The organism is Rhodococcus sp. IC4_135 (genome assembly GCF_011602025.1).
GTDB classification, from domain to species: Bacteria; Actinomycetota; Actinomycetes; order Mycobacteriales; family Mycobacteriaceae; genus Rhodococcus_F; species Rhodococcus_F baikonurensis.
Map to the genome: position 1 here is coordinate 60,359 of NZ_JAAOLG010000022.1, position 23,885 is coordinate 84,243.

Annotated in this window: 23 protein-coding genes; 16 read left to right on the forward strand and 7 right to left on the reverse strand. The window is 63.4% G+C overall.

All coding sequences use genetic code 11. From position 1 onward, the window contains the following. Window positions 1–7 precede the first annotated feature (7 nt). The 16 genes from G8767_RS27350 to G8767_RS27425 all read left to right on the forward strand — a co-directional run bounded on the left by G8767_RS27350 (window position 8) and on the right by G8767_RS27425 (window position 15,095). Window positions 8–1,807, forward strand: coding sequence for an acyl-CoA dehydrogenase (locus G8767_RS27350; protein ID WP_166812905.1), 1,800 nt, complete (start codon window positions 8–10; stop codon window positions 1,805–1,807). Window positions 1,808–1,891: 84 nt separating this feature from the next. Further along, the gene (locus G8767_RS27355) at window positions 1,892–3,040 is read left to right on the forward strand and encodes a thiolase family protein (RefSeq protein WP_166812907.1); all 1,149 of its coding nucleotides are present in this window, start codon (window positions 1,892–1,894) and stop codon (window positions 3,038–3,040) included. 478 nt (window positions 3,041–3,518) lie between these two features. Next, on the forward strand, window positions 3,519–5,321 hold the full coding sequence (locus tag G8767_RS27360; RefSeq protein ID WP_240952855.1) for an NAD(P)/FAD-dependent oxidoreductase: 1,803 nt from the start codon (window positions 3,519–3,521) through the stop codon (window positions 5,319–5,321). Between the two features lie 250 nt (window positions 5,322–5,571). Beyond that, a complete protein-coding gene (locus G8767_RS27365; protein WP_166812909.1) occupies window positions 5,572–6,366 on the forward strand; it encodes an SDR family oxidoreductase in 795 nt (264 codons plus the stop codon). Between the two features lie 528 nt (window positions 6,367–6,894). Next, complete coding sequence (locus G8767_RS27370) at window positions 6,895–7,539, forward strand: MFS transporter (RefSeq protein ID WP_166812911.1); 645 nt, start codon at window positions 6,895–6,897, stop codon at window positions 7,537–7,539. Beyond that, entirely contained in the window at window positions 7,530–8,366 is an 837-nt protein-coding gene (locus G8767_RS27375; RefSeq protein ID WP_166812913.1) for an MFS transporter, read from the forward strand. The genes G8767_RS27370 and G8767_RS27375 overlap by 10 nt, the downstream gene beginning before the upstream one ends. 511 nt (window positions 8,367–8,877) lie before the next feature. Next, the gene (locus G8767_RS27380; protein ID WP_240952856.1) at window positions 8,878–9,132 is read left to right on the forward strand and encodes a hypothetical protein; all 255 of its coding nucleotides are present in this window, start codon (window positions 8,878–8,880) and stop codon (window positions 9,130–9,132) included. A 100-nt stretch (window positions 9,133–9,232) separates the two neighbouring features. Next, a complete protein-coding gene (locus G8767_RS27385) occupies window positions 9,233–9,685 on the forward strand; it encodes a hypothetical protein (RefSeq protein WP_166812915.1) in 453 nt (150 codons plus the stop codon). Continuing rightward, complete coding sequence (locus G8767_RS27390; protein ID WP_166812917.1) at window positions 9,685–10,344, forward strand: hypothetical protein; 660 nt, start codon at window positions 9,685–9,687, stop codon at window positions 10,342–10,344. The genes G8767_RS27385 and G8767_RS27390 overlap by 1 nt, the downstream gene beginning before the upstream one ends. 9 nt (window positions 10,345–10,353) lie before the next feature. After that, window positions 10,354–10,887, forward strand: coding sequence for a hypothetical protein (locus G8767_RS27395; protein WP_029537700.1), 534 nt, complete (start codon window positions 10,354–10,356; stop codon window positions 10,885–10,887). A 50-nt stretch (window positions 10,888–10,937) separates the two neighbouring features. Next, window positions 10,938–11,633, forward strand: a complete 696-nt coding sequence (locus tag G8767_RS27400; RefSeq protein WP_019747327.1) for a hypothetical protein — start codon at window positions 10,938–10,940, stop codon at window positions 11,631–11,633. Further along, the gene (locus tag G8767_RS27405; protein ID WP_166812919.1) at window positions 11,630–12,280 is read left to right on the forward strand and encodes a hypothetical protein; all 651 of its coding nucleotides are present in this window, start codon (window positions 11,630–11,632) and stop codon (window positions 12,278–12,280) included. Before G8767_RS27400 ends, G8767_RS27405 begins: the two co-directional genes overlap by 4 nt. A gap of 50 nt (window positions 12,281–12,330) precedes the next feature. After that, window positions 12,331–12,855, forward strand: a complete 525-nt coding sequence (locus G8767_RS27410; RefSeq protein ID WP_029537698.1) for a hypothetical protein — start codon at window positions 12,331–12,333, stop codon at window positions 12,853–12,855. 59 nt (window positions 12,856–12,914) lie between these two features. Beyond that, window positions 12,915–13,493, forward strand: a complete 579-nt coding sequence (locus G8767_RS27415) for a hypothetical protein (protein WP_166812921.1) — start codon at window positions 12,915–12,917, stop codon at window positions 13,491–13,493. Next, window positions 13,483–14,643, forward strand: coding sequence for an ATP-binding protein (locus tag G8767_RS27420; protein ID WP_166812923.1), 1,161 nt, complete (start codon window positions 13,483–13,485; stop codon window positions 14,641–14,643). Before G8767_RS27415 ends, G8767_RS27420 begins: the two co-directional genes overlap by 11 nt. 38 nt (window positions 14,644–14,681) lie before the next feature. Beyond that, a complete protein-coding gene (locus G8767_RS27425) occupies window positions 14,682–15,095 on the forward strand; it encodes a roadblock/LC7 domain-containing protein (RefSeq protein WP_166812925.1) in 414 nt (137 codons plus the stop codon). Window positions 15,096–15,236: 141 nt separating this feature from the next. On the opposite strand, the gene G8767_RS27430 is transcribed toward G8767_RS27425, so the two are convergent. From G8767_RS27430 to G8767_RS27460, 7 genes are all read right to left on the reverse strand, one after another. Then, window positions 15,237–16,154, reverse strand: a complete 918-nt coding sequence (locus G8767_RS27430) for a hypothetical protein (RefSeq protein ID WP_166812927.1) — start codon at window positions 16,152–16,154, stop codon at window positions 15,237–15,239. Window positions 16,155–16,163: 9 nt separating this feature from the next. Further along, complete coding sequence (locus tag G8767_RS27435; RefSeq protein WP_166812929.1) at window positions 16,164–17,609, reverse strand: aldehyde dehydrogenase; 1,446 nt, start codon at window positions 17,607–17,609, stop codon at window positions 16,164–16,166. A 105-nt stretch (window positions 17,610–17,714) separates the two neighbouring features. After that, the gene (locus tag G8767_RS36610) at window positions 17,715–19,412 is read right to left on the reverse strand and encodes a helix-turn-helix domain-containing protein (protein WP_166812931.1); all 1,698 of its coding nucleotides are present in this window, start codon (window positions 19,410–19,412) and stop codon (window positions 17,715–17,717) included. Window positions 19,413–19,454: 42 nt separating this feature from the next. Beyond that, window positions 19,455–20,663 carry a cytochrome P450 gene (locus G8767_RS27445; protein ID WP_166812933.1) on the reverse strand — a complete coding sequence of 403 codons (1,209 nt, stop codon included), beginning with the start codon at window positions 20,661–20,663 and terminating at the stop codon, window positions 19,455–19,457. A gap of 29 nt (window positions 20,664–20,692) precedes the next feature. Next, a complete protein-coding gene (locus tag G8767_RS27450; RefSeq protein WP_166812935.1) occupies window positions 20,693–21,667 on the reverse strand; it encodes a PDR/VanB family oxidoreductase in 975 nt (324 codons plus the stop codon). A 102-nt stretch (window positions 21,668–21,769) separates the two neighbouring features. Further along, window positions 21,770–22,528, reverse strand: a complete 759-nt coding sequence (locus G8767_RS27455) for an IclR family transcriptional regulator (RefSeq protein ID WP_166812937.1) — start codon at window positions 22,526–22,528, stop codon at window positions 21,770–21,772. Window positions 22,529–22,837: 309 nt separating this feature from the next. Beyond that, window positions 22,838–23,254 (reverse strand): SgcJ/EcaC family oxidoreductase, encoded by a 417-nt coding sequence (locus G8767_RS27460; protein ID WP_166812939.1) that lies wholly within the window; start codon window positions 23,252–23,254, stop codon window positions 22,838–22,840. Window positions 23,255–23,885 lie beyond the last annotated feature (631 nt).

Sequence of the window (23,885 nt, forward strand, 5' to 3'; positions counted from 1 at the left end):
GATTTTCATGACCACGCCACCGCTCTCCAAACGCGACATCGAATTCTTGCTCTACGAATGGCTCGATGTCGAGTCACTGACCGAACGCCCGCGGTTCGCAGAACACTCACGAGAGACCTTCGACGCTGTCCTCGAGCTCAGCGAGGACATGGCCGCGAAGTTCTTCGCACCCCACAACAAGCTGGCCGACGCCCAGGAACCGACGGTGGGTGAGGACGGAAAGGTCATCACCACGCCCGAGGCAAAGAAGGCTCTCGAGGTATTTGCGCAGGCAGGGCTTTTCGCTGGGTCGTTCGACGAGTCTCTCGGTGGCATGCAACTGCCGATGTCGGTCATGCGGGCGTCGGTGGCGTGGTTCCAGGCATCGAACGCCTCCACCACCGGATATCCGTTTCTTACAGTTGCGAACGCGAATCTTCTTGTCGCGCATGCAACCGAGGAGCAGATCGATGCCTACGTCCGGCCGATGCTGGAAGGACGATTCTTCGGAACGATGTGTCTGTCCGAACCCCAGGCAGGATCGTCCCTGGCAGATATCACGACGAAAGCTGTCGAACAGTCAGACGGTAGCTACCGATTGACCGGCACGAAGATGTGGATCTCGGGCGGCGACCACGAACTGAGTGAGAACATCGTCCATCTCGTGCTCGCAAAGATCCCGGGAGGCGGCCCCGGAGTCAAAGGGATCTCACTGTTCATCGTTCCCAAGTACGTACTCGACGCCGACGGCAATGCCGGAGAACGCAACGATGTGGCGCTCGTCGGGTTGAACCACAAGATGGGCAACCGCGGCACGACGAACGCTTTGCTGAATTTCGGGGACGGCAGCTATGCACCAGAAGGTTCGAGCGGAGCGATCGGCTACCTCATTGGTGCACCGAACCGCGGGCTGAACTACATGTTCCACATGATGAACGAGGCGAGAATCGGCGTCGGGTTCCTCGCTACGGCTCTCGGCTACGCCGGCTACCGCCAATCGGTCGAGTACGCCCTCACCCGTGTTCAAGGACGAAGTCAAACGAACCGCGACCCCGCATCCAAGCCGATATCGATCATCGAACACACAGATGTCAAAAGGATGCTCCTCGCGCAGAAGGCCTACGTCGAAGGCTCTCTCGCCCTCGGCTTGTTCTGCTCCAACCTCGTCGACGAACAAGACACCCTCGACAATGTCGAGCAGCGGGCCGAGAAGACCTTACTGCTCGACGTTTTGACCCCGATCGCGAAGAGTTGGCCATCGCAATGGTGCCTACGCGCGAACGACCTTGCCATCCAGGTGCACGGCGGCTACGGCTATACCCGCGACTACGACGTCGAGCAGTTCTACCGCGACAACCGACTCAACCAGATCCACGAAGGTACCCACGGCATCCAAGGTCTGGACTTGCTCGGCCGAAAGATGACGATGCAAGACGGTGCGGGCCTCGATCTGCTGGTACGCACCATCGATTCGACCATCGACCGCGCCCTTAACCTCGGCGGCGAAACAGCCTACCTGGCAACCGAATTGAGAGCCGCCCTCGACCGAACCTATGAAGTGACGACGCTTCTGCGGTCCGAACCTGACAAAGCGCAGGCACTTGCCAACTCGTCCGTCTACCTCGAGGCCGTGGGCCACGTCGTCGTCGCATGGATCTGGCTCGAGCAGTTCCTCGCGGCCGGTGATTCACCGGGGGATTTCTACGACGGAAAGCGGCAGGCGACGCGTTATTTCTTCCGTTACGAACTCCCCACGACGACAGCACAGTTCGATCTGCTCGCCAGTCTCGATCGGACAACGCTGAACATGCCCCCCGGGTGGTTCTGAGTACGTTCTCACCCCCGTTGCCACCAGTAGCGGCAACCCGCACAAACTCGGACACCATGTTCCGCCTTATCAGAAAGCAAGATCATGTCTCGTGAAGCAGTCATCGTCGATGCCGTCCGCTCGCCTGTTGGAAAGAGAAACGGAGGGCTGTCGCCGGTTCACCCCGCCGATCTGTCTGCGTACGTGCTCCGCGCACTCATCGAACGAACCGGCCTTGATCCTGCATTGATCGAGGACGTCATCTGGGGATGCGTCAGTCAAATCGGCGAACAGAGCTTCGATATCGCTCGAACAGCCGCATTGTCTGCGGGGTGGCCGATTCACGTCCCGGGCACCACCATCGACCGCCAATGTGGGTCGTCGCAGCAGGCCGTCAGCTTTGCCGCAGCAAGCGTAGTCGCCGGGCATTACGACATCGTTGTCGCCGGTGGCGTCGAATCGATGTCTCGTATCCCAATCGGATCCTCTACAGCCGCAGGCGATTCACCTTTGGGTCAGTTGTACGCTCAGCGATTCGGCTCCGATTTTCCCAATCAAGGAATCGGTGCAGAACAGATCGCCGAACAATGGGAACTGTCACGAACACAACTCGACGAGTTCGCACTGACCTCCCACGCCAAAGCGGCAGCCGCTATCGATGCAGGACGTTTCGAATCCCAAATCGCTGCCATTCCGGTCGGAGGCGACACTGTAGCGCTCGACGAAGGTATTCGCCGCGGCGGCACCCTCGAATCACTCGCCACACTCAAGCCTGCCTTCACTCCGGAGGGAAAGGTCACCGCGGCCAATTCTTCTCAAATCAGTGACGGGTCGGCGGCTCTCCTGATCATGGGATCCGACACCGCCGCCGAACTCGGCTTCACGCCGATTGCGGCGATCGACACAGCTGTCGTCGTCGGATCACCGCCCATGCCGATGCTTACCGGACCGATTCCGGCGACCGAGAAGCTGCTCGCTCGACGCAAACTCAAGATCGGCGATATCGGGACCTACGAAGTCAACGAAGCCTTTGCCTCGGTCGCGTTAGCCTGGGTGAAGGAAATCGGGGCCGACGAGGAACGGTTGAACCCGAACGGAGGTGCAATCGCACTCGGGCATCCACTCGGTGGAAGTGGCGCCAGGCTGATGACGACCATGGTCCATCACATGCGCGAGAACAACATCGAGTTCGGCCTGCAGACGATGTGCGAGGGCGGCGGACAAGCTAACGCCACCTTGCTTCGCCTGTTGTAGTACTACCGAAAGCTCAGTGACACTCCTGGCGCTACTGCACCACCCCCGGCGTCGCCGTGAAAGCCGCCACGATCGATCGTGGCGGCTTTCCGGCTGTGAAAGGCACGGGGATAGCCTGATTGGCCTCCTGTTGCCTGCGCCTCGGGGTGCCACGAGCCCGTCCTGCAACCCGCTGATCTCGACAAAGTGGCTGTGCGTTTTCGCAACAATTGTCTCGGTCCGTCGCGACCGATGTCGCTTCAAGGTGACGCCGATCACTGATTGACTCAATGCAGTGCGACGGCAGCAGATGCCGACACCCGGAAAAGCCGTCATCACCGCCCAGCAGTGTGTGCCCCGGATTCGCTTCAACACCGCCAGGGATGCGCACCAAGCAGACCTGCACTCGGCGTCGATCGAACAGACGCCATCAGACGAGGGTGAGGAACCAGTGTCAAACGAAAAACTCATTGGCGAGCTGGATTTCGATCCAACCGCTTTGAAAGAGAAATATGACTACGAACGTGACCGCCGCATCCGCTCGGATGGGAAGAAGCAGTACGTCGGCACATCAGTGGGGCGATTCGAGCAATACAGCCGCGACCCATGGAGCGATGCGGAAGCTCCCCGCGAGCCTTTGACAGATCACACCTCCGTCATCATCGCAGGCGGTGGTTTCGGTGGACTGTTGATGGGTGCTCGACTCCGCGATGCCGGCGTGACAGACATCAGAGTGATCGAGACGGGTGGCGATTTCGGTGGAACGTGGTACTGGAACAGATACCCAGGTGCGATGTGCGATATCGAAGCACACATCTACCTTCCCTTGCTCGAAGAGCTGAACTACGCTCCAAAACACCGCTACGCCTATGCAGAAGAGATGCTCGAGATCAGCCAGCGCATCGGCAAAGAATACGGTCTCTACGACAAAGCGTGCTTCCACACCGCAATCACAGGCGCACAGTGGTCCGAAGACGAAAACCGTTGGCACATCGGAACGGATCGCAACGACAAGCTCACCGCCGACTACTTCATCCTCGCGTGCGGTCGTCAGAGCCTGCCCAAACTGCCCAACCTGCCCGGCATCGATGAGTTCCAAGGACACATCTTCCATTCGAGCCGTTGGGACTACACCTACACAGGCGGTAATAGTGACGGCAATCTGACCGGTCTGAAAGACAAGCGAGTCGGAGTCGTCGGAACAGGCGCGACGGCCCTGCAGATCGTGCCCGAAGTAGCCAAGGACGCCGGCGAACTGCTGGTGTTTCAGCGGACTCCCTCGACAGTCGGGGTGCGCGGACAACGTGAAACCGGACCCGACTGGGTCGATATGTCGAAGCCTGGTTGGCAACGTGAACGCCGTGAGAACTTCCAAGCTCACGTACAGTTCGGCACCCAAGCCGGTTACGTACGGCCAGAGGTTGATCTGGTGGGCGATGGCTGGACTGGAGCATTCGAGGTCCTCGCTGAACCCGAGGATTCGGTGACCGAAAGGTTGGGACGCACTCCGACGCAGGAAGAACTCGGAGAACTGTCCGAAATCAACGACTACAGGTTGATGAATCAAATCCGCGGGCGCGTCGACGCTATTGTCGAGGATCCTGCCACCGCGGAAGCTCTCAAGCCGTGGTATCGCTGGTGGTGCAAACGGCCTGGGTGGCACGACGATTATCTTGGCGCCTTCAACCGACAGAACGTGACCCTGATCGATACCCACGGTCAGGGCGTGGAACGCTTCACCCCCAACGGAGTGGTCGTGAACGGTGTGGAACATCGCCTCGACTGCCTGATCATGGCAACGGGATTCGAATCCCCCATCTCCTACACCGAATTAACGGGATTCGACATCGTCGGTCGAGAGACCACGCTCTCCCAGCACTGGGCGAACGGTGTTCGGACGTTACACGGCATGTCCACCGACAAGTTTCCGAACATGTTCTTCATCGGCGGAAACACACAGACCGCGTCGGCGGTCAACGCTGTACATCTCCTGGACGAGCAGTCCCAGTATGTCGCACACATCGTCGGGAAAACGGAGGCCAAGAACGCACGGTCGGTCGAAGCCCAACCCGACGACGTCGAAAAATGGGTGCGAATCATCGCAGAATCACCCAAGAATAACGCGATGTTCCGATTCTTCGCTCAGTGCACACCCGGCTATTACAACGCCGAAGGTAAAGCCGAGACGCCGGCCGACCTGTTCATCGGCGGGAGGTACGGAGACGGGCCCCTTGCCTACTACGACGTCCTGCACGACTGGGCAGCCGACGGGGGGCTTCAGGGCTACGCCCTCAAACAGTAGTGAAACCTGAATAGTAGATTTGGGCGCGGCCGACAGCGGTAAGCAGGTGAGCATCGACCGCCTTCCTTCCCGCCCCCGGCCGTGCCCGTTTCCGTTCACTGCAGGTTTCAAAGATGTTGGAAAATATTCGGCTCAAGGGCTGTGTGGTCACACCCAAACCGTGGGGCCCCGTCACCGAATCGCATCACCGCGGCCACAACGCGGAGGCAGCTAGTTGGTCCCTGTCGTATCGAAGAACCGAGGAGACATTATGAGTTCTACACTTGCAGGCTTGCGAGCTATCGTCACCGGCGCCGGTAGAGGCATCGGCCGCGCAACTGCGATTTCTCTCGCTACCCAGGGGGCAGACGTTGCAGTCGTAGATATCGATCTTCGCTCCGGAATTGAAATCCCAGGAGAGCCAGACGATTTGACTACCGATGCCATCAAAGAACTTGGGGCTCGGACACTAGGGTTGGAAGCAGATCTCACGGAGGAAGCGAACGCCGCGAAGATCGTGTCCGCAGTTCGGGAAGAATGGGGCGGATTCGATATACTGATAAATATCGCAGGTGGAGCAACAATGCCGTTCGAGGGCAGTCGAGCCAGCGAAACCAGCACCTCTGATATTCGTCGCGCGCTGGACGTCAACCTCATGTCTGCGATCTACATGTGTCAAGCATCTGTACCCGTTCTTCGCGAGTCTGCGAACCCGTCGATTGTGAACACCACATCGCTGTCCGCTGAAAACGTTCTGCCAGACGGCTCATATGCAGGATATGCCGTGTCGAAGGCCGCCCTCGCGCACTACACCCGCTACCTGGCTGCCGATCTCGGCCAACTGAATATCAGGGTAAACGCGATATCACCCGGATACACGATGACTGGCCGGATACGAGCCAACTCGGCCGCGACTGGCTTCGCGGACAAAGCATCACACAGCGCACTTGGAAGACTCGGAGAACCTGAAGACATAGCCCGAAGTTTCGCCTTCTTGGCGTCCCCGGACTCTTCTTACATCACTGGCCATATTCTCACTGTCGATGGGATGACGCGCTTGGCTTGATGGAACCCTTCTCCGGTGGCAATGCAGTAGCAGCGGCCGCGCACACCGCTCTGCACTTCAGGTAAGGGCTCGCGAGACCAGAATGGCGGTCATCTACAAGCCGAACAACCGGACCGCGGAGGATTGGACCGACCGGTGAGGGTCACCGGTCGGTCCAATTTTTGCAGGTGAATCACGCGAAAGTGGATTGCGGATCGTCTCTGCACAGTGAGAATCTGGCTATCGAATCACGCAGTGCCGCCTGAGTTTGCGTACTGAGTTGGAAACGCCCGACATACCGCTGAACCAGTTCCATCCCCTCTGCTCATGATCAGCCAGAAGAATCCAGATCTATTCCTCGTCAACAAAAATCGGTAACCCAGGACGATCGTCCGCGAGCCGATCTTTTGGGCCCGCGTTCCCCAAACTTGGGGAGCACTAGTCAGGACCCTTTTCCTCAGAATATTTTTCGCGGTTCCACATCGTTCGGTGAGCAATCGACGATTCATTCGGCAAACGCCTGTTCACCACTCTCAAGATGAGGTAATTGTGAGCTCTCCCGCACCCACCGGAACGCCGGAGTCTTCGTCTCGCAGCTGGACAGTTGTAGCGACTCTCGCGCTAACCGGCACCGTCGTCTCCCTCCAACAGACCCTCGTATTACCCCTTTTACCTGACCTTCCGGCACTGTTGAACACCACTGCGGACAACGCGTCGTGGTTGGTCACTGCAACTCTGTTGTTCGGTGCCGTATCCATTCCGACCGTCACCCGCCTCGCCGACATGTTCGGAAAAAAGCGAATGATGCTGGTAACGCTCGCCGTCATGGTCCTCGGCTCAGTTCTGGGAGCGTTGAGTACCGAACTTCCACTGGTGATCACCGCACGAGCAATGCAAGGCATCGGGCTGTCACTAATCCCAGTCGGTATCGCGATCATGCGCGACGAACTGCCCCGAGAGCGCGTCCCCCTCGGTGTGGCGTTGATGAGCGCCAGCCTGGCAATCGGCTCGGGTGCAGGACTACCCCTAGCTGGTTTGATTGCAGCGCATATGGATTGGCGTGCAATCTTCTGGGTCACCGGCATTGTTGGAGTCATAGTCCTCACTTCAATCTGGAAGGTTATCGACGAGTCACCCGTCAGAACAGGTGGCGCGTTCGACTACTGGGGGCGATCGTCGGTACCGTGGCCCTAACCACGGTGATGCTGGCGTTGTCCAAAGGCGCTCACTGGGGATGGACCGCACGCCCCACCCTTGCCCTCGTCGCAAGCGGAACCGTATTGCTGATCGCCTGGGTTCCCTTGGAACTGAGGGTCGGGAACCCTCTCGTCAATGTCCGCATCGCAGCCCGATCCACCGTTCTGCTGACTAATGCTTCATCTCTACTGCTGGGGTTCGCGATGTTCGCCAACATGCTCATCACCCCCCAACTCCTACAACGCCCAACCAGTTCCGGCTACGGACTAGGCTTCGACGTGCTCGACACCGGCCTGTGGATGGCACCGATCGCCGCGATTTTCGGAGTAATGGCGCCGGTGTCCGCCAGCCTCATCCGCCGCTGCGGCCCGCAGATGACGTTGCTCGCCGGAGCCGGGGTCATGGCCGGCTCCTACATCGCACGCGTGTACCTCAGCGGAAACCTTTGGCAAATCGTCGTCGGGTCAGTGCTGGTGGCAGCGGGCACGTCGATGACTTACGCCGCGCTCCCCACGCTGATCATCAGGGCGGTTCCGGTTACCGAATCCGCCTCGGCGAACGGACTGAACACTCTCCTGAGGTATCTCGGCACGTCGATCGCCAGCGCAGTGTTGGCTGCCGTAACCGCCATGAGCATGACGGCCGGCGAATCCTTTCCGACGTTCGGCGCCTTTCTGGCGGTGTTCTGGGCCGCCGCGGCAGCATCCCTCTCGGCCGCCCTGATCGCACTGGTGCTACTCGGGTTGCGCGAACGCCGCGACCTTCCACGCACACGGCCGGGTGGTGCCAAACATGCGGCCGTCAGCGGCCGGGTAGTCAGCTAATGCGGCGGCCGATCCGAAAAACAGTCGTCCCGGTTCCCCCTCCGGATGCGCACAGATCGATTGGAGCCAAGTCGAATGAAGCAAGTGCTCTCACAAGGTGATGTTGAGGGATTTCTGACCAGAACGTACGATCCAGAGCCAATCATCTCTGTACCCGAGTCAGGACTGTCCTCTGCAGATCAGAGAGGGAATGCAATCCCCGGTGACCGTCGAACTCAACTGTAGGAACGACTGCCAGAAGGTCGCCGTTTCGAGCGGTCACCGGCCAAAGTTGGACCTCGAGCACGGTTCCGGTTCGCTCCAGTAGCTTCTCGTCGACGATCTTCCCGTGGTGGTTGATAGTCGGGATCTTGAACGTGCTCCGGTCGGCGGGCAGCGAAGTCCGTATTCGTTGCAAGTGGTTCTATTCGGCGAGCCAGCATTTCGGCGATAGCGACGTCTCCCCGGGAAGAGTAGTCGCTCTCCCCGCCACTGATGATGGGTACCATCTTCGATTGACGCGGTCACTCACGTGGAATGGAAGGCGGGACAGATCGTTTCCTGGACCCCTGCCCAGTTCGATGAAAGTGATCTGTGGGTGATCATCGATGCGGCATTGCCAACGTGGCGGGAATGCGCCGACGGCGTCTCGGAGGGAAAGAAGCTCCTGATGGCCGGCCAGCTCAAGCTGGTGAAGGGACCCATCACTGCGGCGATCGAGAACGCCAACGCGTTCAACAGTTTCCTGCGGTCATGGGGGCAGGTCGACACCGACTGGAACGTCTGACCCGACCAGCTTCACTCTGCGCGGGGCTCTTCATTGATTCGGCGGGTCCCCGCGCAGAAGCACAGCTTCCCTGCCCCTCCGCTCTGAAAGGCGTTTGCCCATGACAACTGTCGCCCCCACGGCATATCCCGTCACTCTGTACGACGGCTCGGAAGCGAACGGTGTGGCCACCATCGTCAGCACCCTTCTGGGCCAGAATTTCGACAGCTTCCCCGGGCGCGTGCGGCTGGCCCGCAAAATGGCCCGACCGGTCACCATCGTCAGCACCGACACCGAGTCCGCCTGCACCGTCGTGTTCAAGTCCGACGAGGCGGTCGTGTTCAACGACGTCGTCGGTCGCCCCAGCGTGACCGTCATCGCCACTGTCGACCAGATCCTCGACGTCTCGCAGCTGCCGATGAAGATGGGCGGGTTGATTCCGGTGGGCTTCTTCACCAAAAGGGGTTTGCGGGTGCTCAAGGAGATCGCCACCCGCAAGCTCGTCGTCAAAGGTTTGTTCACCCACACGGTGGCCGCACTACGCACCATCGCCCTCGTCTCGGTAGTCGACTGATGACAGCGCTGTCCGGACGCAACCGCCACAGTGCCGCACCGAGCACCGATGATGCCCTCACCGACCCGTATGGGTGGCCCGCACCGCACCAGGAGAACGCTGTGCTCGAGCGCCCGGCGCCCTCTTCACGCAAGACGAACATCGCCCGCGCGGTGGTAATCGCGGCCCTGATTCCCCTCGGAGCGTTCTACCTGGCGCCCCGGGTGTACAACCTCACTGCCACCCCGTACCGGCTCGATCAGGCGGTGGTCTCCGCCAACAACTACAACCCGGCGCTGAGCGAATTGGTCGCCCATGAGCACGTGACGCTGTCCGCGTTCACCGCTTTGGACAAGATGGAAGCCGCACTGGCCAGTGTGCACGCCACCGACGCGGCTGTCAGTGCGGAGTTGACGGCCCTGACCGCCCAGATCAACGGTGACCTGCACGCCACCCTCGACCTGGCCGGCTCGAATGTCGACGACCTCGTCATGTCGTTGGACGCTCTGACCACACATGTCAATTCGTTGCAGCCGCCGATCGACGGAGCGACTTCGGCGTTGGCCGGCAACACCGCCGCTATGGACACGATCCTGACCGATGCGCGCTCGACCGCCGACAAGGTTCACAGTGCCCGTCTGTCCGCGGAAGAGTCCGCGAACGATCTGTCCGGAAAGTAGGAACGGAAAGTGATTTTCTTCGGACGACGCGGCGGTCCCGCCCGTATGGTCCTGGCGATCGTGGCCGTCGGAGTGCTGAGCCTGTTCGCCTTCGTGATCTTCAACCTCAACAATCGCCTCGACAATCAGCAACAGGTGAACCTCACCAGCATTGCCGCATCCGAGGACATCGTCGCCGTCAACGACACGCTCACCGGAGAACTGCGGCAGTTGACCGAACTGACGCACACTGCCCGCGGGGCGCTGGACGCCACATCGGCTCTCGAACCGCTGCTGATCAAGTTGGATGAAGCCATCGGCCCGGCGGCGCAAATGTTGTCGAGCAGCACCTCCGGGGCGCAAATGACCAACGAGCAGCTGACCAACATCCAGACAATCCTCGGCCAGGTGCACGACACCGTTCTGCCGTTGGTGTCGTCGGCGCAGGCGTTCGGTGAGCAGGGCAATCAACTCCTCGCGGTGGTGCAGGCGTTGGTGGCGGACCTGCGCAGCTCCGTGGCCTCGGTGCAGACGATCAATCAGATGCTTCCGCTCCCCGGTTAGGCCGCTTCCATGCCCTCGACCGTTTTCCTTCTCCCGTCTGGACACACTTCATGAAACAGGGCTCTGACTTTCCGCCGGACGACCTTCCGAGCGGCCGTCAACGATCCGATGCGCAGGCATCAGCGCCGACCCGGAAGGGGGCACTGCGGCGGCGGACGGATGTGCCGGCCACGATGATCCCCGGTTCCTCCGGGTTCGCGGTGGCTACCGAGTGGCTCGGCCGCCTCGCCGCCGTGCTGGCAATCGTGTTGTTCGTGATGGTGATGATGACCATCCACAAGGGCTTGCAGGTGCAAAACAGCGCTCGCGCCACCGTGGACAACTTTCGAACGACCAACGAATTCTTCGCCGACAGAACCGATTTGACCGCGCCGGCTACCGCTCGCAAACAGCTCGACGAGCTAGCCGGAATCTTGGCTCAGCTGAACACCACGGCCGCGGCCGATGTCGATCATCTGGCGGCACTGCTTCCCGACGCCCAGGCATTGGTCGCCGCCGGTCAGGGTGATACCCAGATCGCGCAACAGCTCGAGACGGTGGCCACCACATTGCAGGGCTCCGCCGCGTCGCTCCATGAAATCTCTTCCACTGCAAACACAACGGTGTCGGCGGTCGACGGCGAACTCAGCCAAGCACTCGAGTTGGTCAACCAGCTCAACGCCGAGCTGACGCGGACGACGAACAAGCTTGCGCTGGTGCCCGAGCAGGACGCCATCATTCCCGCCCCCACCGAAGGACAACGATGATCTCGAAAAAGCAATGGGTGGCCGTCGTACTGGCGGTCGGGGTCGGCCCGGCATTGGTGCTGTGCGTCCTCAACGGTTTCGTGCCCGGGCTCGACGATGTGAGTGACCCGCTGGGCCGGCCGTCAACCCTGAGCCAGGAACTGATCACTTCCGCGGGGCAACTGGATGAACTGACCTCGATTTTCGTGCCCAAGCACGCACAGCTCTCCGCCGACATCCAAGCCCTGACACCCCTCGCGGACGATCTCGAAGGCCTGACCGCCAAGGCTGCGGAACTGCCGGGCCAATCGGTGACCGTGAACTCCTCCACCCAGAATGTGAGCGCGATCGCCGGTCCGCTGCCCGATCTGGTTGCCATGGTGACCGGGCGGACCGATCAGGCCGGCCCGACCGTGGCAGGCCTGGCCACCGCGGTCGGCTCGGTGACCACTCAACTCGAGTCGATCAACACGAACCTGAGCACAGTGCAGGGCACCCTCGGTGAGCTCGGTCCGCGCGGGTCGGCGATCGCGGCGACGCTGGCGAACATCGAGGAAGAGTCCCGGCATGTGCAGGAATTCGGTCCGCTGTTGGCGGTCATCGGCCCGCCGGTGAACTCCCTGAATCTTCCGCCGCTGGGTGTCACCGCACCCACCCCGAACCCGTGACCTCGCCTCTTTCGACCGATCGGCCGAAAAGTGAGGGAGAGGACAGCATCATGTTCCGTCTTTCCTGGGCGCTGGCCCTGGGTTTCACCATTGCCATGCTGGTGGGCATTCTGATCGTCACCCGTGATCTCAGTGTCTCCAACGAGATCTTCAAAGACGGGGTGGCGCAGGCGAGGACCGTCGACAACACCACCGACAAAGCGTTGGACGGTGCGGCGCAGCTCCCACCGGCGAACGCGGCCATCCATCAGGGCATGCCGCAGGTGGTCGGGGTGATCGACTCCCTCACCCGCGCCGATGCCACCCTCGGATCGCTCGGTGAGCAGTTGCAGGCACTGTCGACCGCCCTGCAAGCCGCCGACGCCCCGCTGCAGGGAATCATTGCGGCCGGCCAGTCCGCCGCCGAACAGGCCAATGCTGCGGCGGTCCCGGCCGAGTCGGTCGCCGGCACCCTCGTCGAAGCGGACGCCAAGGCGCGTGCGCTCGGTCCGCTCCTCGATCAAACCCTGACCCTGAGCCAGACGATCGACTCGAAGCTCAGGATCTCGCTACTTCTTCCCGTCATCGGTAACTGACCGGCTACATCGATGTGCGAATCGGCGACCAACCCCGCGCGGAGGCAGGGAACTCGACTGTGAGTTCTCGCCTTCGTGCGGACATCTTCGTGCTCGGCGCCATCAGCGCTGTGCAGCCGCTCGATCCGCGGCAGAGCCCAGCGACTCCGTATTCGGACCAGAAGGAAGTCCAGCACATGATCATCCCCGTTCGCACCACCGCTCCAGATCGTGGGGTCGCCGCCAATGGCCATCCCCGCCGGTCGCGGCGATCTCACGATCACCGGCACACCGCCTGGCTGCGATGGCAAGGGATCGATCAGCTCACCACCGAAGCGCAGGATTTCGTGACCTTCGCACTCGAGTGGGCCCCGTACGGTGGGCCGCCGCACGAGGAGACCTTTCTGCGGTTCGGGATGACCTGGGCCCGTTTCTCCGAACGCCTGTGGCAACTCGTGCGCGACGCTGCGATCCGCGAAGACTTGTCGCGGATCCTCGCCGCTGCCTATCCGTCCCCCGGTCGAACACCGCCCCCGCAACAAGTCCCTCATCGATCTACAGCTCAAGCTGATCGAGACGCTCGAACGCGACGAACGCGACCCGACGCGGCTCGAACACCTTTTCCGTCTCGACCACCTGGCCGCGCGGTTGCGCCGTAACGGGGAGAACCTGCTCATTCTGGCGGGCGATCACGACCGCCGAACCCGACAGGCGCCCATTGGCTTCGGCGACATCGTCCGTGCCGCGATCTCCGAGGTGGAGAGCTATCAGCGGGTGCAGGTGAGGCCTGCTCCGTCGGGGGCGCTGACCGGTTCCGTCGCGGTTGATCTCGTGCATATTCTCGCCGAGCTGGTCGATAACGCCCTGCGCTTCTCACCACCTGAGAGCACGGTGATGATCGGGTTCGCCCGCACTATCGAGGGCGGCACCGTCATCAGCGTGGTCGATCACGGTATCGGTATCTCCCGAGATGATGTGTCAGCGATCAACACCCGCCTGGCCACCCGGGCCGATGCTACCGCGGACACCACCCGGCACATGGGCTTGTTCGTCGTCGGTCAGCTCGCCGCCCGGCACCGGGTGACGGTGCAGCTGACCGCGACGACACCGGTGGCCCGTAACGGCGATGTCACCGCTACCGTCGACATCCCCGGTCAGCTGCTGGTCTCCCCGGCCGAGATCGAGCGGCGGCGGCCGGCCGCGCCCGCGGCGACCCTTTTCGCACTCGCCTCCCCACGTGACGAACACCCACCGACAGCATCCCTCCCACCTCCACCGGTGCCGCCCGTGCCGTCCCCCGCACTCCCCGTCCGGGTGCGTCCTGTGCAGTCGAACCTCTCTGGTGCGAGCGAGTCCGGTGACGGTGAGTCCGCAGAGCCGGCGAGAGGTTCAGGCCCGGACAGCGAAACCGTCTCCACCGCCTCGAGTCCGCGGCATCTGCGTACCTCGGCGTACACCCCACCTGTCCCGGCTGCGGTGACGGACGACGAGGGCGTGACCACCCCGATCTTCTTCGGCATGGTCTCGGAATGGTTGACCGACCCGGCAACGCCCCGCTCACGCCCCGGGCCAGAGTGGGTCTCCCCGGCCGATGCCGGGTGGTCCGCGGCCCGACACGCTGCGCACGCCCCCGTCGAGAATCGCACCGAATCCGGTTTGCCGCAACGCGTTCCCGGTGACCGAATAGTTCCCGGAGGACTGGACGGTGTGGGCGCCGCCCGGCGCCGTGATCCCGACGCGATCCGCGAAAACCTCACCCGCCACCTCGCCGGGGTGCGGAACGGTCGGTCAACGAGCCGACCCACGTGACCATATCCCCGAGCACCCGAAGTGAAAGGCCCACAGAGATGACTGACCACAACCTCCGACCGCTGGACTGGCTGGTGTCCAGCTTCGCCCGGGACGTCCCCCGGGTCTCACACGCTGTCCTGGTCTCGACCGACGGGCTACTCATGGCTGCGAGCGAACATCTGCCCGAGAACCGGGCCACGCAACTCGCGGCAGTCAGTTCCGGACTGGCCAGCCTGTCGGCGAGTGCAGCACAGTTGTTCGACCGCGGTGCGGTGCTGCAATCGGTCGTCGAAATGGACGGCGGATTTCTGCTTCTGATGAGTGTCGGGGACGGCTCGCAGCTCGCGGTGCTGGCCGCAGCCGGCTGCGACATACGTCAGGTGGGCTACGAGATGGCGGTGCTGGTCGAGCGAGTGGGGTCGGAGGTTCAGGCGCTGCCGGTCACCGCTGGCCGGTCACCGAGCGCGTAGCTCGCTCCGCCCCGCCGCTGCCTGGGGCCGCAGCGATCTCCAAGATCACGAATGAGCGCCCCGAGAACGACTTCGTTCCCGGGGCGCTCATCGTGTCTGGTGGTGGATTCGGCCGACCGCTGTTTCCACCGGACCCAAAGATCAGGCCACCGCCACCTCGCGTGGCTTCTTTGCGGCGGCAGCACGGCGGTGCTTCTCCGGGGTGGAGAGTTTCGGGTCGGGCAGGATGTGTTCCTGGGTGTAGACGACCGCCGCGAAACCGAACTCCATCACCTTGCGGATTAGGGCATTCGGGTACGGCAGGCGGTGAACCCGGTGCGGAGGTTCGTCGAGCAGCGACAGGATCATCTGTCGGCCCAAGAATCGAGTTCCCTTGGGGAACCAGCGATGGGTGAACTGGTCGATGATCGCCTCGCAGGTGGCGGCACCCGCTTCGGTGTAGGGGTAGTCGATCGCCTCGTACCTGTCCATATAGTCGAGCATTCCGTCGAAGCTGCTGGGGAAGTCGGAGATCGGGGCGTCGAACACGGGGGTCCCTGGTCGCGAATCGCGGTTTTCCCCGCGGAACAGTTTCGCAATCTCCTGCCAGTACAGGTGTGTAGCGATCTTCTGGTTCTCGGTGTAACCGGAGAGGCCGACCCTGAGCCGCAGTCGATGCATGTCGGCGCCGATCCAGCACATCGTGTACGTGAAGTCCTCCAGGCTCGTATAGCGGCCCGGGTACTTCTTGGCGATGCCCTGGTGGATGGCGTTAACCTGCTTGATCGACTTCTGAGTGGCCAGATCGGACGGGCCCAGCTCGAACCACCGCCAGAAGTGCTTGGCGGTATCGGATTCACGCTTGTCCGGCTGATGGATCGCCTTTCCGGTGTTGGACCGGTACATGACCTCACCACCGTGCGGGGGGAGGATAAAGTGCGGAAAACCGGTGGTGTAGAGGAAATTCATCATGAAGTCGTTGACGTAGTAGCACGTCGACAGCTTCCATATCTTCTCGTAGTCCACATAGGGATCGAGGCTTTCGCGTTCGGCAACGATCCACTTGTAACCCTTGCTCATCGTCTGCTCCTACGCGTAGATCGACTTGACTGATTGAAAGTTGGTGAGGGCGTCGGGGCCCAGTTCCCGGCCGATGCCGCTGTCCTTGACGCCGCCGAACGGGGAACTCGGGTCGGGCAGGTACGTGTTGATGCCGATGGTGCCGGTCCGTACCCGGCGGGCGACCTCCATGCCGCGCTCCGGGTCGGCGGTCCATACGGTGCCGCCGAGGCCGTAGTCGGAGGCGTTCGCAATCGCGATGGCGTCGTCGACGTCGGTGTAGGGGATCACCGAGAGCACCGGGCCGAAGATCTCTTCCTGCGCAATGGCGTGCGAGTTGTCGACGTCGGCGAAGACGGTCGGTTCGACGAACCAGCCGGTGTCGAAAGCCTGTGGTCGACCTCCACCGGTGACCAGACGTGCGCCGTCCCCGAGGCCCTTGGCGATATAGCCCTCGACGCGTTCGCGTTGCCGATCGCTGGCCATCGGGCCGATCTGGGTGGCCTCGTCGAGGGCATCACCGACGGTCAGTGACGACGCGAGCGCCTCGAACACACCGACCACCTCGTGGTAGCGGCTCCGTGGGGCCAGGATCCGGGTCCCGAGGAAGCAGGTCTGACCGTTGTTGAGTAGCGTCGCCCCGAACAGCTTCTCCCCGATGGTGGCGAGATCGAGGTCGGCGTCATCGAGCACGATGGCCGCCGACTTGCCGCCGAGTTCGAGGGTCACCGGGCGCAGCAGCCGGCCGCACACTTCGGCGATCTGGCGGCCGGCGGCGGTGGAGCCGGTGAAGGCGACCTTGTCGATGTGCGGGTGCGCGATCAGGTAGGCCCCGACCTCGCGGCCGCCGGGAACGATGTTGATCACCCCGGCCGGGATGGTGGAGGCGGCGACGGCCTCGGCGAACAGAGCAGCATCGAGGACCGTTTCCGGGGACGGTTTGAGGACCACGGTGCACCCGGCTGCGAGAGCGGGCGCGTACTTGAACGAGGCCAGGGTCTGGGGGAAATTCCAGGGTGCGATCGCGGCGACGACGCCGAGAGGTTCGCGGCGGACGGTAGTGGTACCACCAAGCAGATGCGGGTGGGACTCTTCAGCGGAGGCGGTGCGGACCACGCCCGCGTAGTAGCGAATCACCGCGACCGGGAAACCGGCTTCGAGCTGCCGGGCAATGGCGATCGGCATACCGTTCTGCGCCGCCACTCGGCGGGCCATCTCCTCCCCGCGCGCCTCGAGCTGGTCGGCGAGGCTGTCGAGGGCATCCGCCCGGTCAGCGGCACTCCACTGGCTCCACCCGGACGGGTCGTCGAACGCCGCACGCGCCGCGTCGACGGCCGCATCGACGTCTGCCTCGCGGGCCTCGGGCACGGATCCGATGTGCTCCTCGGTGCTCGCTGAGATCACGTTGATGCGATGCGAGGAGGTCGGCGGGATCCACTCGCCCCCGATGAACAGCGAGTCGATGTACAGCGTCATTGCAAAGCTCCTTCAAACAGGATCGATAGTGAACCCATGGTGACCCCGATCACGTCTGCGCAGTGTTCGCGTTCTGGACACTTTTCGTCACACTGGCGGTGTTGTTCAGCCGAGAATGCCCAGCTGGCTCATCCGCTTGTACAGGGTGGTGCGGCTGATGCCCAGGTTCTTCGCCGCGGCGAGCTTGTTGCCGCCGCTGCGGTCGAGCTCGCATTCGATGGCCTCGCGTTCGGCTCGCTGCAGGGGGCTCAGCTCCTGCCGGGGTCCTGAGCTCAACGCCGGCAGCTGATCGGCGGTGATGTCGCCCGAGGAGCGCTGACGGACGGCGGCCTCGAGGATCGTCCGCAGTTCCGCAATATTGCCCGGCCACCGGTGGCGGGTGAGCGCGTCGAGGGCGCCGGTGGTGAGCCGAACACTGTCGGCGGCGCCGATCTCCCGGAGGATCTCCCGCGCGATCTGCGGGATCTCGTCGGCCCGCGAGCGCAGGGACGCGAGGGTGATCTGCACGCGGCAGTGCGGCAGGATCCGCCGGTGTTCGGCCGCGTGGGCATCGAGGGGTCCGCTCGAGATCGCCCACCAGGTGTGACTGTCGGCGAGGAGGTCACCGACCCGGCGGGCCATCGCGGGGGGCAGCAAGTGGAAGTCCTCCACGGCGACCAGCCCGGTGTGGGTGTCCAGGGACTGGCGCAGATCCTCAAGCCAGTCAGCTGCGGGGGCGTCGGTGAGGACGGTGGCGCGGTGCCGGACCACCGGCGTATCGCCCGCCAGTGTCGTCAGGGCGCGGCTCTTGCCGGTGCCCTGGTCACCGGTGATCAGGGTGGTGAAGCGGTGTTCCCGTGCGGCGGCCAGCCTGCCCGTGACCGTTCGGGTCGGTGCGGCCCCCACCTCCCGCCGGTCCACGACCGACTGGCGGTGACGGGGCGTCTCCGCCGGGTCGAATTCGAGAACGACCCCGCCGCGTGAGGTCACCCGGCTCCAGATCGCCCGCACTGCCAACCCGGAGTTGAGGGTGAGGTCCTTGGTGAGCTGACGTCCGCTGGGTGTGCCTTCGGTCACCGCCCGCAGCACGGTGTGATCGACCGAGTCGAGGACCTGCTGGGCGGCGGTGTTGGCGAAGAACACGTCCTCACCGATCGCGACGACCGGCGCACCACGCCGGCGGGAGACGGTTTCCTGGAACGCCGCGAGCAGGGCGCTCTCGGTGGATCGGGCGCCCTCGAGCAGTCGGCGGTGGACATCCTCGACGGCGCGGGTGAGCATCGGCCGAAGCAGCGGGCTGTCGTCCTCGCTGAGGAACGTCACGTCGAGCACACCCTCGAGCCGCCGGGTGGTCGGATGAGTGAGGGGATAGCCGTAGCAGCTGTACTTCTTCATTGCCTCGACGAAGTGCTCCTCCCCCCGCACCGCGAGGGGTTGGCGTGTCTCGTACACGGTGGCGATGGAGTTGGTGCCGGTGTTCTCCTCGGTGAACAGCCGACCCCGGATCGCGCCGTCTTCCTCGATCCGGTCCTGGATGCGGCGCTGGCCGACGCGCAGATCGATCAGGCGCGCGTCCCGGTCCGCCAGCAGCACGCAGTAGCGGGTGTCGGCGAGATCGTCCTGCATGCGGTCGAGGATCGGAGTGGCCGCGTCGAAGAGGCGGCTGCGCCGGTCGGTTTCCTCGATCGAGGCCGAGTCGAACGTGTCATCGGGGCGTAGGCCGCTGAGCATCGAGCGTCGCCAGGACAGCGCGATCTCCTCGCGCAGCATTCCTTGCTGCGCGGAGAGCTCGCCTCTCGGCTCCGGGGCAGATTGGATACTCACCGGGCTGACCTTCCTTACTCCCCGCTCACCATCGTCCCCCGGTCAGTTCAGTTGCACCCGGATCGGGACCGATTCCCAGGATCGGAGGGTGTTGTTGAGGTGCCGGCGGGGGGTGCCGGTGAACTCGATCGTCTTCACTCGGGCGGCGAGCGCGGTCAGCAAGGCCTCGGATTCGAGGCGGGCGACATGCTGGCCGACGCACTGGTGGATGCCCATTCCGAATCCGACGTGCCCGGACGGGTTGCGCGAGAGATCGAAGGCGTCCGGGTTCTCCCACCGGCGCGGATCCCGGTTGGCGGCGCCGAGGAACATCAAAATCTTGCGGCCGTCCGGGATCAGTGTGCCGCCGACCTCGATGTCGCGGGTGGCGGTGCGGAAGAACGTCTGCACCGGCGACTCCCACCGCACTGCCTCGTCGAAGGCGGTGCGGGCGAGCATCGGGTTCGCCCGCACCCGCGCCCACTGATCCGGATGGGAGGCGAAGGCGTACAACACCGCGGCCAGGCCGTTGACGGTGGTGTCCACCCCGGCCGAGAGCAGTGAGCGCACGATCAGGGGTGCCTGCTCGTAGGTGATGTCGCCGCGGTCGGCGGCCGCCCAGATCTGTGCCCCGAACCCGTCCTCGGACAGCACGTCGCGGGTGCACTGTGCGTTGACCCACCCGGACAGCTCCCCGACCCGGGGTGCGCCCTTCTCGACGAGGCTGTTGACCGGCCCGAACGCGTTGAACAGGTGATCGCCGTAGGGCAGCAGGTTCTCCCGTCCGGCCTCGGGGATCCCGACGGCGTCGGGGAACACCCGCAGCGGGAACGCGGCCGCCAGCGCGGGCACCGCATCGAATTCCGTCGCCGAGTCGAGGACCTGATCGACGAGCACCTCAGCGTCCGCCAGCCACGAGGCGCGCAGCTTCTGCAGCGCCCGCGGACCGAGGACCTTGCTGAGCACCGATCGGGGTGCGTCGTGGTGCGGCGGGTCGGCCTCGAGTAGCAGGCTCGGTGGCCGCCACGGCTTTTCGTACCGGAAGTTACTCAACCCGACACCAGCGGCGGACTGGAAGCCCTGCCAGTCGGTCAGCGCGGCGTGCACCTGCTGGTAGCGGCCCATCGCGAACACCTCGTAGCGGTCGAGGTACACCACCGGTCCGGCGTCACGCAGGTCCGCTTGGAACGGCAACGGGTCATCGAGGACATCGAGGGCGAACGGGTCAACATGGCTGACCGGCACATGGGGAGCGGGGGCGAACGTAGTCACGGCAGAAAGTCCTTCGTCGGGATGAGATCTCACAGATCGAGAACGAGGCGGTCGGAACAGGCACGGGAGACACAGATGAACATGCAGTCACCCGCCGAACGCTCGTCGTCCTCCAGAATGGAGTCACGGTGGTCCGGTGCACCGGACAGGACCGCGGTCTCACAGGTGCCACACGTCCCCTCCCCGCAGGAGGACAACACATTCACCCCAGCGCCCTGCACCGCATCGAGCACACTCACGTCGGGGGTGACCGTCACCGTCAGCCCGCTGCGGGCGAGTTCGACATCGAACGGCTCATCCCGTACCGGGGCGCCCTGCTCCTTCGGAACGAACCGCTCCATCCGAAGCTTGCCCACCGGCCAATCCACACAACACATTTCCACCGCGTTCAACAACGGTTCCGGACCGCAGACATACACCTTCGTCCCGGTGGCGGCGGCCGCGGTGAGCCAAGTCTGCAAATCGAGTAGCCCGCACTCGTCCTGCGGCGCCACGACCACCCGGTCGCCGTACGCGGCGAGCTCGTCGAGGAACGCCATCGAGCTGCGGGTCCGCCCGCCGTAGAGCAGTTGCCAGTCGATGCCCATCAATTCCGCCTGCGCGATCATCGGGATCAAGGGGGTGATCCCGATGCCACCGGCGATGAACAGGTACTTCGGTGCCGGCGCCAAGGGGAAGTTGTTGCGGGGACCGCCCACCCCCACCATGTCCCCTACGGCGAGCGTGTTGTGGATGAATGCCGACCCACCGCGGCCATCCGCTTCGCGTAGCACTCCGACGCGGTAACTGTAGGCGTCCCACCGGTCCCCGCACAGGGAATATTGCCGCGTCATACCCGACGGCAGCATCAGATCGATATGGGCGCCCGGTGCCCAGTCGGGCAACCGCCGGTTATCGGGATGCCGCAGCGTCAACGCCACGACCCCCTCGGACACAACCTCTTTCGCGGTGACCCGCAATGCGGAGTCCGCCGGTGCGCCGGAGGGCACGGGGCTTGCAGACATCTGAAACTCCTTGATCTCGTCTTCAGATCGAGGATCCTTCGCCCGGCCACCCCAATGCCAGATCATTCTCATTAAATGAGAGAGAAATTGTGGGTCCGGTCACTAACCTGCGCGAATGTGGGAGGCCATCACACGTGAGATGCCCCGGCCGGTGGCCTGCAACGCCGGGATCTGCGCGTAGGCGGCGTCGTCATTGGGAACGATCAACGCCACCGCCGCGATCACGGCGCCGTGGGCGTCTCGGATCGGGACCGCGATCCCGGTGGTCTCCGGATAGATGTGACCCGCGCAGAACGCGTATCCCTGCCGCCGCACCTCCGCCAGCGCAGACCGGAGCTGCCGCGCGTTGCGAATGGTGTTATCGGTGTAGACCTTCATCGGCTGACACATCACCCGTTCCTGCAGATCAGTCGGCCCGTAGGCGAGCAGGACCAGCCCCGAGGACGACGCGTGCAACGGCAACCGCCCCGCGATCCGGGAGTAGTTGATCGCCGCCCCCGGGGCGGAGAGCCTCTCGATGAACAACACCTCGTCACCTTCGAGGACCGCGAGCTGGGTGTGCTGGCCCACCACCGCGTGCAGGTCCTCCATGAACGGCATCGCCGCCTCCCGCAATCCCACGGCCGACGAGGCGCGTGAGGCCACCTCCCACAACCGCACCCCGATCCGCACCCGCCGGTTCTCCCGCTCAAGCCACCCGCAGCCCACCAGTTCCTCGATCAGACGCGAGGCAGTCGCGATGTGCAGCTCAGATCGGCGGGCGATCTCCGACACGGTCAGGGTGGAGTCGTCCAAACCGAACGACTCCACGATACGGACCGCTCGGGCGAGCGCCGACTCACCGGTGTGAACACGTGCCATGAGATCCCAGCCTTCCTGCGGGCGCCCCGCACCACAACACAGAGCGCACCACGGACTCGGGTGCGTCACCCTGTCCGTCGCGTCCACGGCGTTCAAAAGTGAGACTCGACCGCCAGAGCAGATTGCAACCTCCGGTCGGCGAGCGCCAGGCCGGTGCCCGAGTCGGCCGGCGCCTCGGCCATGCGCAGAAGCACCGGCATCGCGGCGCGGTGCAACGGTGAGACAGCGGAAAAGCGCGAGCACACCGTCGATATCGCCGGCCTCGGCACGTTCGAGCCACAACCGGACAGTGGCGATATCCTCGGGCCGTTAAGCCGGGGCCTCGGCTTGTCCCGGGCTCTGGGAGAACATGTAGTTGCTGATGCGCCAACCCCCGGATGTGTTACCCAGCACGAACAATTCGCGGAAATAGCTGGGGATGCGCGCGCCTTCGGCCACGGTCGTGACCATGACGGGCTGCTCGCTACGCACCACGGCGAATCCGTCGTGCACCTCGGCCGATTTCACCTGCAGCGTGACCTCCATGTTGATCTCGGCGAAGGTGTTGGTGTAGAAGGTGTCGATCGCCTGCAACCCGCGCAGGCTCGGCAGATTCTCGGGAATGATCTCGGCGTCCTCGGCATACAGGGACAAGATCGCGTCCTGGTCCTGGGCCACGAGCGCGCGCCCGTAGGCGTCGACCACGGCGACGGCGTCGGCGGTGTCGGTGTTGGTGTCGTTCGTCATGAGATGCTCCAGTCGGTCTGCCCGCCAAGGCGGGTGCGGATGAGATACGTCTGATCGGTTGTGCTGCTCGGGTATTCCAGAGGTAGGTTGTCAGTTCACCTCCAGCACGACCTTGCCGCGGACATGTCCGGTGCGGCTGGCCTCGATCGCTGCCGCCGCCTCGCTGAGGGGGTAGATCAGCGCCGCACGCGACAGGTTCGACCGCACCTGAACCCGGGTTGCCCGGACAAAGTTGAAGAGCCGCCTTCTCTGCAGCGGCCCGCGACTTACAGCGCCACCGTCTCAGTCAGCTACATATCGCCGACATGTTGAGCAGCGATGATTGCCAGCCCTCTTGACAGAGCTGCAGATATCACGTGGTCGATCTGAACCGCCGATGCGTTGGCCTTCTCGAACTCGAAGGTCGTACCGGTGTAGGAATCCTGAAGCGTTCCCGCTATGACGACACAGTTCCGCGTACCGGGCTTCGTCTCTACGGCAATTAGTTGTTGTGCCAGAACATTGTTGCGTGTTATCTCTAGCGCCGCATCAGGATGAAGGCACGGTAGGCACGGCGTGTCGGTCGCCCTGTCCCTCATGGTTATCTAATAGCGTCTATGTCACAGGTGGGACAGCCATAGGAGTGGCGATG

Excerpts from the sequence above, each read along its gene's own strand:
- G8767_RS27455 (WP_166812937.1), bottom strand. The coding sequence starts at position 22,528 with ATGGCACGTGTTCACACCGGTGAGTCGGCGCTCGCCCGAGCGGTCCGT.
- G8767_RS27425 (WP_166812925.1), top strand. The coding sequence starts at position 14,682 with ATGACTGACCACAACCTCCGACCGCTGGACTGGCTGGTGTCCAGCTTC.
- G8767_RS27450 (WP_166812935.1), bottom strand. The coding sequence starts at position 21,667 with ATGTCTGCAAGCCCCGTGCCCTCCGGCGCACCGGCGGACTCCGCATTG.
- G8767_RS27350 (WP_166812905.1), top strand. The coding sequence starts at position 8 with ATGACCACGCCACCGCTCTCCAAACGCGACATCGAATTCTTGCTCTAC.
- G8767_RS27400 (WP_019747327.1), top strand. The coding sequence starts at position 10,938 with ATGAAACAGGGCTCTGACTTTCCGCCGGACGACCTTCCGAGCGGCCGT.
- G8767_RS27365 (WP_166812909.1), top strand. The coding sequence starts at position 5,572 with ATGAGTTCTACACTTGCAGGCTTGCGAGCTATCGTCACCGGCGCCGGT.
- G8767_RS27390 (WP_166812917.1), top strand. The coding sequence starts at position 9,685 with ATGACAGCGCTGTCCGGACGCAACCGCCACAGTGCCGCACCGAGCACC.
- G8767_RS27435 (WP_166812929.1), bottom strand. The coding sequence starts at position 17,609 with ATGACGCTGTACATCGACTCGCTGTTCATCGGGGGCGAGTGGATCCCG.
- G8767_RS27355 (WP_166812907.1), top strand. The coding sequence starts at position 1,892 with ATGTCTCGTGAAGCAGTCATCGTCGATGCCGTCCGCTCGCCTGTTGGA.
- G8767_RS27430 (WP_166812927.1), bottom strand. The coding sequence starts at position 16,154 with ATGAGCAAGGGTTACAAGTGGATCGTTGCCGAACGCGAAAGCCTCGAT.
- G8767_RS27385 (WP_166812915.1), top strand. The coding sequence starts at position 9,233 with ATGACAACTGTCGCCCCCACGGCATATCCCGTCACTCTGTACGACGGC.
- G8767_RS27460 (WP_166812939.1), bottom strand. The coding sequence starts at position 23,254 with ATGACGAACGACACCAACACCGACACCGCCGACGCCGTCGCCGTGGTC.
- G8767_RS27405 (WP_166812919.1), top strand. The coding sequence starts at position 11,630 with ATGATCTCGAAAAAGCAATGGGTGGCCGTCGTACTGGCGGTCGGGGTC.
- G8767_RS27410 (WP_029537698.1), top strand. The coding sequence starts at position 12,331 with ATGTTCCGTCTTTCCTGGGCGCTGGCCCTGGGTTTCACCATTGCCATG.